Origin of the sequence: Fulvivirga sp. (assembly GCF_040220315.1) — a bacterium.
GTDB lineage: Bacteria > Bacteroidota > Bacteroidia > Cytophagales > Cyclobacteriaceae > Fulvivirga.
The window spans coordinates 1-9711 of the sequence record NZ_JAVJUY010000205.1 but is presented as its reverse complement, the minus strand read 5'-3'; the positions used below and the strand labels follow the sequence as shown (position 1 = coordinate 9711).

Genomic DNA, 9711 nt, shown 5'->3' with positions numbered 1-9711 from the left:
GACGGCCGATTCAAAGAAATTGTTACCAACTACTCATATGTAAACGAACATATTACACTAGGCAATGATGAACGTATTGAATATGCCTTAAATCAAAAACCTGATGGCACTTTTAGTGCTGATGTAGCTGCGCTGGGCATCATCAGGCACCCAACACAGTTTTATGAATCATTCACAACATTAATGCTATGCTTCCTGCTCTTTTTTATTTGGACAAGGTATAAAGAACGTACTCCTGCCGGACTGCTATTAGGCCTATTTTTAATCATCTTATTTGGGTTACGATTTGTGCATGAGCTGTTTAAAGAAAATCAGGTTGCTTTTGAAGATGGCATGGCACTAAACATGGGTCAGATACTCAGTATACCATTAATCTTAGCTGGTATTTTAATTCTAGCCAGAGCCATAAAAAATGGCCCTGAAACTATAGAGTAAATATTAATATTATACATTTAATGGGCTTTTCTTTAAATTCGCAGACTGGATAAGGTTAATTATTTCGTTATCCTGCGTTTTAACAATGGTTGGAGAAGGCTGTAGATGTCGGCAATAGTATTAACACTCTTTTTAGGTTTACTTAATCCACTGCAAGATTCAGTGCAGAACAGACAGGATACGGCCACGCAGGAAAAAGATGTTCCACTTTATATTGATGCTGTTTTTATAATTGGAAATAAAAAAACTAAGGATGAAATTATCCTTAGGGAGCTAAATGTTGAAAAAGGACAAACCATTTTTAAGTCTGACTTGGAGGCCGTTCTTGAGCTCGATAAAAGCAAACTACTAAATACACGGCTATTTAATACTGTTGACCTCTCCATTCTATATTTAGACGACTTTACAGTTGACGTTGTTGTAACAGTGACAGAACGCTGGTACACCTTTCCAGTTCCAATTTTTGATTTAGTAGATCGAAACTTTAACGACTGGTGGCAAAACCAGAACAGAGATTTGAGCAGAACCAATTATGGTGTTAATATTTATAAGAATAATTTCAGAGGCAGAAATGAGACCTTAAGGTTGCTTTTGCAACTCGGCTATACCCAAAAGTTTGGGTTAACTTATAAGGTACCTTATCTTGATAAGAATAAACGACATGGCCTGTTTTTAAATTATGATTATGCGGAGAATAAAAATATTGCTGTTCGCACAGAAAACCACAAGCAATTATTTCTGGATTCTGATGAAACATTACGCGTTACCAAAGAATATACCGCTGGCTATATGTACCGCAGATCTTTTTACAGTTTTCACAACCTGAATTTTTCGTTCTATGAAAATGAGGTTACAGATACTGTTTCTATCATTAACCCTGAGTACTACACACGAGATGCTACCACACAAAAATATGCAGAACTATCTTACTACTTTACTTACGATAAACGAGATTTCGCCTCCTATCCACTGAAAGGAACAAAAATGGAGCTGCAAGTAATAAAAGAAGGTATAGGGTTATTTGATGATGTTAATCGATTAACCATTCAAACAAGCCTTTTCAAGTATGTAGATTTGGGAAATGACTATTACTTCTCCAACTATTCCTCTGCCTTTGCCAGTTTCTTAGACAACCAACCCTACAATATTTTTGAAGGACTGGGAAGAAGAAGGGACTTTGTGCGTGGCTATGAATTATACCTGATTGAAGGCAAGAGTTTTGGGCTAAACCGGTCTACTTTTAAAAAACGTATTTTCTCGAAAGTGTTTAACCTTAGGCCACTTCCTTTAGAGCAATTTAGAAAAATGCCGCTGGATATCTACATTAAAACATACTATGATATGGGCTATGTAGAAAATTTCGAAAATTATGAACTTAACACAACCCTCTCAGATAGGTATTTGTTTGGCACAGGCTTTGGTCTGGACTTTGTCTCCTACTACGATTCAGTAATCAGACTCGAATATTCTTTTAATCGTGAAAAAGAATCGGGCTTTTTTCTACACTTTAAAAAAGAATTTTAGTGCTCAGATATTGATTAAGAGGTAGAATATTTCAATTTTACACTCTAAATATGTGTACGTGAAATTTCGACTGATAATCGCCTTCCTCTCCTGTTTACCACTCTTCTGTTATTGTCAAAATGGAATTAATGAAATAGGCGCTAAGCCCACGGCAATGGGTAATGCTTACAGTACAGTAAACGATCAATGGGGTTTGTTTTACAACCCGGGAGGCTTAGGTAGGAATGAAAAAACAGTAGCATTCAGCGCCTTTACCAATAGATATGGAATAAGTGGTCTTAACAGCCTCGGAGCTGGATTTATCACCAACTTTACAATGGGTACACTTGGCGTTTCAGCATTTAAGTTTGGTGATGATTTATACAGCGAACAAATAGCCAGCCTGGCCTATGCCAACAGTTTTGGTATTGCCTCGCTAGGTTTTCGAGCTAATTATTTGCAATACAATATTGAGGGTATGGGCACTCAAGGTGTGGTAACACTAGACTTTGGCGGAACGGCCACGCTCACCGAACAAATTAGATTTGGTGCATATATCCGCAATATCAATCAGGCAAAAGTTTCTTCCATTACCGATGAACGTGCACCTACCATTTTATATGCCGGCCTTGGTTATCAGGCGAATGAGAAATTGATGCTTACTGCAGAAGCTGAGAAAGATATTGATTTAGATGCCCGTTTTAAAGCAGGATTAGAATATAAGTTTTTAAACAAATTTTTCGCACGAACAGGTGTGAGTACCAATGAGTTCACCAACTTTTTTGGCTTAGGGTTTATTAGTCAGAAACTGGCAATAGACTATGCTTTAACCTGGGATACTACTTTGGGGTTAAGTCATCAAGCCTCACTTTCATATACCATTAAAGAATGAGAGGTTGGGTTACATTATCAATAATTATGGTACTGTGCAACAGTTCACTCGCACAGGAATTTAAACAACCCGAAATAGACTTAGAACGATTTATTGAAGAAATATTTGCAGTGCAAAATGGCGATGTTTCTTCCGAAGAATTATTTGAAACGCTACTACTTTTTTATTCAGATCCGATCAATCTTAATAATACAAGTGAAGAAGAATTAAGGTCATTATTTATTATCAATGAAGGACAGATTCAATCTTTTTTTAACTATACAGCAAAAAATGGCAGGTTGTTAAGTATTTACGAGCTTCAGGCTATACCAGACTTTGACCAGATTACCATTAACAGGTTGCTACCATTTGTTATCGTACGAGAGTCTGGCCTAAACGCTGACAGCCGAAGTTTATGGAGAAGAATTGCAGAAGAAAATAACAACTATTTGCTCATCCGATATGAAACAACACTGGAAGAAAAAAGGGGCTTTAAACCATCAGATAGTTTAGGAAACTCCAACTATATTGGTGGGCCTGGTAAGGTTTATACGCGTTTCCGTACTAGCCATATTAATGATTTTAGTATTGGTTTTACTGCCGAAAAAGATGCAGGCGAAGAACTAGCTTGGGATCCTGACAACAAACAATATGGCGCTGATTTTTATAGTGGACATATACAATTGATGAATCAAGGGAATTTTAAGAATATTATTCTAGGCGACTATCAGATGCAGTTTGGCCAGAGCTTAGTATTTGGTTCTGGGTTTAATGTAGGTAAAGGTGCGGAGACAATCACAACTGTTAGACGGTCTAACCTTGGAATCAGGCCATACACCTCGGTAATTGAAACAAACTTCTTTCGTGGTGGTGCAGCTACTTATGCCATCTCTGATAAACTGGAAGTAACAGGATTCTATTCCAACCTTGATCAGGATGCCTCTATCCGGTCTGACACTGTTGAAAGTCAAGATTTTATTACTTCCATTCAACAGTCAGGTTTTCACAGAACCGAATCTGAATTGCGAAATAGAAATTCTATTGAAGAAGTTAATTATGGAGGAACAGTGCTTTACTCCGATAGAGCTGCCAAGTACAGCTTAGGAACCAATATTATAGTTACTGAACTAAGCCAAAACCTTCAAAGAGCCGATAGACTATATAATGCTTTTGAGTTTAAAGGAACAACTAATTACACAGGAAGTTTTTTTGGCGATTATAGCTGGCAGAATTTTAATGTCTTTGGAGAAATTGCCATGTCAAAAAGTGGAGGTTTTGGTTTTGTTTCTGGTGCTATTGGTAGCATCACATCTAAACTGGAAACCTCGGTGGTTATCAGAAATTACGCGAAAGATTTTCATACATTTTATGGCAATGCATTTGGCGAATCCACTCGCAATATCAATGAAAATGGATGGTATTGGGGATTAAAGTATACGTTGAGTAGAAAGTTAATAGCCACGGCTTATTTTGATTCCTTCAGTTTTCCATGGCTAAGATCAAACATTAATGCCCCTTCCAGTGGATATGAATATCTTTCGAGAATAACCTACAAGCCTACAAGGTCAATCGTATTTACGGGCCAATTCCGTGAAGAAGCTAAGGCTAATAATTTACCTAGCACCGAAAGTGATGAATTGATTCGATTTCCATTAGAAGCAATTAAAAGAAACTACTTGTTGAGTGTTGATTTCCCTGCCAATGATATACTTTCATTCAAAAGCAGGGTGCAATGGAGTTCTTATGATTTCAATTCTCGCCAAACAGAGGGGTTTGCCATTTGGCAAGATGTGAATGTTGATTTTTGGAAGATAAAGGTAAGCGGCCGTATTGCCTTGTTTGAAACCGATGACTTTAATAATGCGCAATATGCATTTGAACGCGATGTGCTCTACGCCTTTTCAGTGCCCGCTTACAATGGTGTTGGAACCAGGCAATACATTGTAGTGCAATATAAACCCACCAGAAATCTGACATTCTGGGCCAAATATGCTCGCACCCATTATCGCGATCGAGATGTAATCAGCTCGGGAAATGAAGAAATTGATGGTAATATTAAAACGGATATCAGAATTCAAGCACGAATAAATTTTTAACCATGCATGCAGTAGAACTTATAGACTCACAAACACTTTTAGCCATAGCCATAGGAGGCATTATTTTTATCTTGGTTTTCAAGGCAATTTTTAGAAAAAAGAAGTGAATGGTTACGATTATTTAAATCGAATACTACCTTTGCTTTTAATTCAAAATTTTACAGATCACCCATGAACATTAAAGGAAAACTTCTTGAAATCTCAGACACGCAACAGGTAACTAATACATTTCAAAAACGAGAATTCGTTGTTGAATATGCCGAAAACCCGCAATATCCTGAATATGTGAAATTTGAAGCCATTCAAGATAAATGCACCTTACTTGATGCTTTCAATGTAGGCGATGAAGTAGATGTTCATTTTAACCTAAAAGGCAGAAAGTGGAATGATCCAAAAGGCGGTGTTAAATACTTTAACTCACTACAGGCTTGGAAAATTGAAGGTGCTTCATCAGGAAATGCTGGCACTACTCCACCCCCTTCGGCTGAGCCATCATTAGAAGAGCCAGGATGGATAGCTGAGAACGAAGACGACTTACCATTCTAATTAATGAAGACATTAGCGTTAGTTCTTCTCTTTTTTCTTGCCACCAACGATTTCAGAATCATGGAGTACAACGGTTCTGAAGTTAGAACCACGTTTGATGTTGACACCAAATTCTATGGCATCTATAAAGGAAGAAAATCAGGATACCTGGAATTAAAACAAGATGGAACAGGAGTGTATCATTACGATGTTTTTGGTTTTGCTCCAGCTTCGTGTAAAAAACAACCGATACAAATAGAATGGGGCTTCCTGATAGATGAAAACGATAAAGTAGTTCAATTTAGCAGAGAATACGGTATGTCATACCCTATTCTATTTAAAAGCACAGGAGAAACCAAATTTCAAGGTTGCCAGAAAGAAGTACTACTTGACTTCATTATGGAATACAAATCCGGCCAGCTAGGCGTTTCGTCATCAGACGATTGGACAAAGAACTAATCTAACTTATTTGCTCTTTATAGAATTGAACTTTCACAGAGTCGTGTAGGCAATTATATTTAGTGAAATCATTAATTCTTACTATATGAAATCGATTATAATTGTATTTGCATTGCTACTTTCTAACACGCTTACATTTGGTTTTGGATCGGATGTAACTCGTAAAACCCTTGAGTTAGCTGAGTTCTCGGCAATTTATGTTAACTCCGGATATACAGTTCATCTCAAGCAATCCAATAAACAAGAAGTAACTGTTGAGGCAATATCTGAAATTTTTGATTTAACCAAACTGGAAGTAGAAAATGGCATACTTCACATCAATATTGAAAGAAAGCAGAAAGATCCTGATGCTAGTATCTGGTCTAAAATAGATGACATAAAAATATCGCCTACCATGAATGTATATATAAGCGTGAGGGATATTAATACCATTAAGGTTAACGGAAATGGTAAAGTCGTTTCTGAAAATTCATTAGCTGCTAACACCTTAAACTTATCTATCTCAGGTTCAGGAAGTATGAATTTGGATGTGAAGGGAAAAGAAGTTAAAACAGAAGTTTCAGGTAGCGGAGATTTAAAATTAAAGGGTTACGCAACTTCTAACACTATAAAAATGAGTGGCAGTGGATCTATCCATGCATTTGAATGTGACATTCAGTATGCTGAAGTAGAACAAAGTGGTTCTGGTGTATGTGAAATTAATGTATCTCAAGAATTAGAGGCCAAAGTATACGGAAGCGGCAGTATTAAGCACAAGGGTTCTACCAAATCTGTCACTAAAAAGGTGTACGGTAGTGGTGAAATTGATAGGGCTTATTAATAACTGTCATAATCTCAGAATCAACCTTACTACGCTTTTAAAGCTTAGTAAGGTTATAGATTTAGACATTTCTAAGGCAAATTTCGGGATGACGTTGCTTAGTGATTTCTAACTTGCCTTGTTTCTTCTTTAATTATCTCCAAGGATAATTTGTGCCATCAAACTTCAAATCAAAGGCCATTTTGATAGGTCTAGTCCCATAATCATCGATCAATTTTCCATAAAAGTATAAGCTATCACCCGCAACGATTGATGAGTCACCTAAAATCTGTTTTACATTCCTCCCAATCATAACTGAAAAAGGAGGGCTTTTATCATCAAAATTTCCAATACCTAAAACACCAATTTTTACTCTTTTATCTTCTGAAGTAAACTGAGTCAAAACAGTATAGAGATTAGAGTTTGTAATATCCATAACAATTGATGTATCAATTTCAATTGTTGTTGATATTGAATCATTATTACTTTGATTCATAAATTCAATTCTGCTTTTAACTTCCTTCTCAAATAAATTAATTAAATAAGAGTAGTCTGAATCAATATTTTCTTCAGAATTCAATTTAGAATTAGAATTGCAGGAATAGATTAAAAGTAAAACGAAACTTACAATTAAATACCTCATAAAATCATATTAAATCCTTCTCTAGACAAGCTTCTGCTTGTGCCCCTTTTTGCTGACTTAAGAATCTGCTTGCATTTGATAAAGCATCAATCCCTATCAATATCTTTTTTTATTTCTTGAGCCAATTCCACATCAGATTCATTTACAAATAATTCTGTGCTATTAGACAGCGCTCCAAAACCGGCTGTTCTAGCAGATTCTTCAACATTCTTAATTAAGGTGGGAATGCCAGATTCATTTAACATTGAAGAAATTCTATTTATCCCTATATCATCACCTGTTAAAATTTTAATCAAATTATCCATTTGAATCCCATTTCTTTGGTTAACAAAATTGCCTATCCTAATTGAGTATCACAACTAGCTTCCCCTTGGCTTTGTTGTCTTCCATGTATTGATGCGCCTCAGGCACATGTTCTAAATCAAAAACACGGTCAATATTCAGTCGAATATTCCCTTTTTCCACTTCTTCAATAAATTCCTGAAGCAATTCCTTGGAAAGGTTTTTTGATTCACCCATATAAACAGTTAATCGACCGAGCGAAGGGATATCACCCATTGGGGTAAAATCGTTCATTGTCCATTCATTACCAAGTATGCCCGTCATGCAGACTATGCCTTTTGGGGCAATACATTTCAGCGAGTCTTTCAGGGTGCGTGTGCCTATTAATTCCAATACTTTGTTCACTCCCTTAGGGAATAATTCCAGTAGTTGTTCTTGCACCTGTCCACTATCAATTAACACATAATCGGCTCCGTTATCTAGTAAAGCCTGCCTCTTATCTTCATTTCGCGTGGTTGAAATCACAGTTAGTCCTTTTGTTTTCGCCAGCTGGCAAGCCAACATACCGATCGAAGAAGTTCCACCTCTGATCAAAAGTATTTCTGCTCCTTCTATTTCCAAGGCTTGATTTAACGATCCGGAAACTGTCTGGAACATTTCAGGAATTGCTCCTAAAACATCCCAAGATAAGTTACTCTTAAAAGGAAATACGATGTCAAGTGGAACCAGTGCAAACTCTGCATAACCGCCATCAAAAAATCTGCCCATACCGCCCATGATGGCTGCTGCCTGCTGTCCTTTATTGTAAGTTCCAGAATGGTCTTCTTCCACAATACCCACACATTCGATGCCTTGTATTCTTGGAAACATAACTCCTGGAGATTCTCCTCTTCTCGTAAAAATTTCGGAACGGTTGAGCCCAAAAGCCATTACTTTGATTAATACCCAACCAGATTTTAATTCTGGTCGAGGTACTTCTTTTATCTCTATAACATTTGGAACACCTGCTCTTGTTGTTACTGCTGCTTTCATTAACCTTTTCGTTCTGATTTATTAAACATGTAGCGAGCGATTTTCCATACACCATCTACCTTCTCAAATATAAAGAGTTCTCGGTTTGCTTCAGGCGCCTCAATTCCGGTAGCATGAATTTTAACTGTTCCTTTGGAAGTGGTTACTGCATAGGCAAAATCATCTTCAACCACAATCTCATCAATAAAAAACTCTATATTCAATTGAATTTGCGTAAAAATAAACTCGTACGACTTTAGAATATTCTCCGATCCAATAGCTGTTGGAGCCTCGGTGGGCATGAATATACCATCTTTGGTATAAACGCTTTGCGCTAATTTGGCATCTGAGGTGTTTAATGATTTTTTGTAGGTCTGAAGCAACGCCTCAATAGCTACTTTTTCTTGTTTTTGCATGGGTTCATCGTTTTTGTGATCATCCATTGGGATAGCTTGTACTGTGTTAGTCATCAACCATGTAATAACCAGCGCAGTTGTGATTAATTTTCTCATAATATTCTTTCTGTTTATGTACAGCACAAAGATGAAAAACCGTTCACTGATAGACCTTTAAAGTAATTTAATAAGGAATCTTAAACTAGCTTAAGACTTGCTGAGTTTGTTACGAATGTTACTCAGAAATTCAGGTGTAATGCCAAGGTACGATGCCACTTGTACATTAGATATTCTGTTATACAGGTCGGGATAGAGTTCAATAAACTCCAGGTAGCGCTGTTCAGCAGTAGTGCTAATAGTTTGAAGTAGCCTTTGCTGTAAGCGCACGTACTCTTCTTCAACCATCACTCGAAAAATTCGGTTGAATTTGATATTATCTTCATAGAATTCGATAAGATCAGGTTTGGATAGTTGTAGGATTGTAGATGGCTCAATAGCCTCAATGTAGAGCTGACTGGGCCGCTCGGAATGAAAGCTGCCGATGTCTGTGATCCACTGATTTTCGACAGCAAAATGAAGGTTATGTTCTTTAGCTGCATCGTCTATCTTATACATTTTAAAGCAGCCATCGACAATAAAATGATATTGCTTACAAACTTCCCCATGAGCAAGTATGAATTGTCTACGCTTTA

At 36.9% G+C, this 9711-nt stretch carries 12 protein-coding genes; 7 read left to right on the top strand and 5 right to left on the bottom strand.

Features of this window, described 5'->3' with window-relative positions; translation table 11 throughout:
* The 7 genes from RLO81_RS10120 to RLO81_RS10090 form a co-directional block, all read left to right on the top strand.
* A partial coding sequence (locus RLO81_RS10120; protein ID WP_350110926.1) for a prolipoprotein diacylglyceryl transferase family protein occupies positions 1-435 on the top strand: 435 nt, incomplete at its 5' end.
* Between the two features lie 105 nt (positions 436-540).
* Positions 541-1959 carry a POTRA domain-containing protein gene (locus tag RLO81_RS10115; RefSeq protein WP_350110923.1) on the top strand — a complete coding sequence of 473 codons (1419 nt, stop codon included), beginning with the start codon at positions 541-543 and terminating at the stop codon, positions 1957-1959.
* Between the two features lie 58 nt (positions 1960-2017).
* On the top strand, positions 2018-2830 hold the full coding sequence (locus tag RLO81_RS10110) for a PorV/PorQ family protein (protein ID WP_350110920.1): 813 nt from the start codon (positions 2018-2020) through the stop codon (positions 2828-2830).
* Positions 2827-4905, top strand: coding sequence for a ComEA family DNA-binding protein (locus tag RLO81_RS10105; protein WP_350110917.1), 2079 nt, complete (start codon positions 2827-2829; stop codon positions 4903-4905). Before RLO81_RS10110 ends, RLO81_RS10105 begins: the two co-directional genes overlap by 4 nt.
* A gap of 171 nt (positions 4906-5076) precedes the next feature.
* Positions 5077-5451: a DUF3127 domain-containing protein gene (locus RLO81_RS10100; RefSeq protein ID WP_350110914.1), complete on the top strand. Its 375-nt coding sequence runs from the start codon at positions 5077-5079 to the stop codon at positions 5449-5451.
* A 3-nt stretch (positions 5452-5454) separates the two neighbouring features.
* A complete protein-coding gene (locus RLO81_RS10095; RefSeq protein WP_350110911.1) occupies positions 5455-5889 on the top strand; it encodes a hypothetical protein in 435 nt (144 codons plus the stop codon).
* Positions 5890-5974: 85 nt separating this feature from the next.
* Positions 5975-6709, top strand: coding sequence for a head GIN domain-containing protein (locus RLO81_RS10090; RefSeq protein ID WP_350110908.1), 735 nt, complete (start codon positions 5975-5977; stop codon positions 6707-6709).
* A 133-nt stretch (positions 6710-6842) separates the two neighbouring features.
* On the opposite strand, the gene RLO81_RS10085 is transcribed toward RLO81_RS10090, so the two are convergent.
* The 5 genes from RLO81_RS10085 to RLO81_RS10065 all read right to left on the bottom strand — a co-directional run.
* Positions 6843-7331, bottom strand: a complete 489-nt coding sequence (locus RLO81_RS10085; RefSeq protein ID WP_350110905.1) for a hypothetical protein — start codon at positions 7329-7331, stop codon at positions 6843-6845.
* A gap of 86 nt (positions 7332-7417) precedes the next feature.
* On the bottom strand, positions 7418-7636 hold the full coding sequence (locus tag RLO81_RS10080; RefSeq protein WP_350110902.1) for a putative signal transducing protein: 219 nt from the start codon (positions 7634-7636) through the stop codon (positions 7418-7420).
* 37 nt (positions 7637-7673) lie between these two features.
* Entirely contained in the window at positions 7674-8645 is a 972-nt protein-coding gene (locus RLO81_RS10075) for a zinc-binding alcohol dehydrogenase family protein (protein WP_350110899.1), read from the bottom strand.
* The gene (locus RLO81_RS10070; RefSeq protein WP_350110896.1) at positions 8645-9136 is read right to left on the bottom strand and encodes a YybH family protein; all 492 of its coding nucleotides are present in this window, start codon (positions 9134-9136) and stop codon (positions 8645-8647) included. The genes RLO81_RS10075 and RLO81_RS10070 overlap by 1 nt, the downstream gene beginning before the upstream one ends.
* Before the next feature lie 90 nt (positions 9137-9226).
* The coding region (locus RLO81_RS10065) for a Crp/Fnr family transcriptional regulator (RefSeq protein WP_350110893.1) at positions 9227-9711 on the bottom strand (485 nt) is incomplete at its 5' end.

What these genes read in the sequence shown, in the direction of transcription:
- RLO81_RS10080 (WP_350110902.1), bottom strand. Translation starts at nt 7,636, where the DNA reads ATGGATAATTTGATTAAAATTTTAACAGGTGATGATATAGGGATAAAT.
- RLO81_RS10105 (WP_350110917.1), top strand. Translation starts at nt 2,827, where the DNA reads ATGAGAGGTTGGGTTACATTATCAATAATTATGGTACTGTGCAACAGT.
- RLO81_RS10070 (WP_350110896.1), bottom strand. Translation starts at nt 9,136, where the DNA reads ATGAGAAAATTAATCACAACTGCGCTGGTTATTACATGGTTGATGACT.
- RLO81_RS10075 (WP_350110899.1), bottom strand. Translation starts at nt 8,645, where the DNA reads ATGAAAGCAGCAGTAACAACAAGAGCAGGTGTTCCAAATGTTATAGAG.
- RLO81_RS10085 (WP_350110905.1), bottom strand. Translation starts at nt 7,331, where the DNA reads ATGAGGTATTTAATTGTAAGTTTCGTTTTACTTTTAATCTATTCCTGC.
- RLO81_RS10095 (WP_350110911.1), top strand. Translation starts at nt 5,455, where the DNA reads ATGAAGACATTAGCGTTAGTTCTTCTCTTTTTTCTTGCCACCAACGAT.
- RLO81_RS10100 (WP_350110914.1), top strand. Translation starts at nt 5,077, where the DNA reads ATGAACATTAAAGGAAAACTTCTTGAAATCTCAGACACGCAACAGGTA.
- RLO81_RS10115 (WP_350110923.1), top strand. Translation starts at nt 541, where the DNA reads ATGTCGGCAATAGTATTAACACTCTTTTTAGGTTTACTTAATCCACTG.
- RLO81_RS10090 (WP_350110908.1), top strand. Translation starts at nt 5,975, where the DNA reads ATGAAATCGATTATAATTGTATTTGCATTGCTACTTTCTAACACGCTT.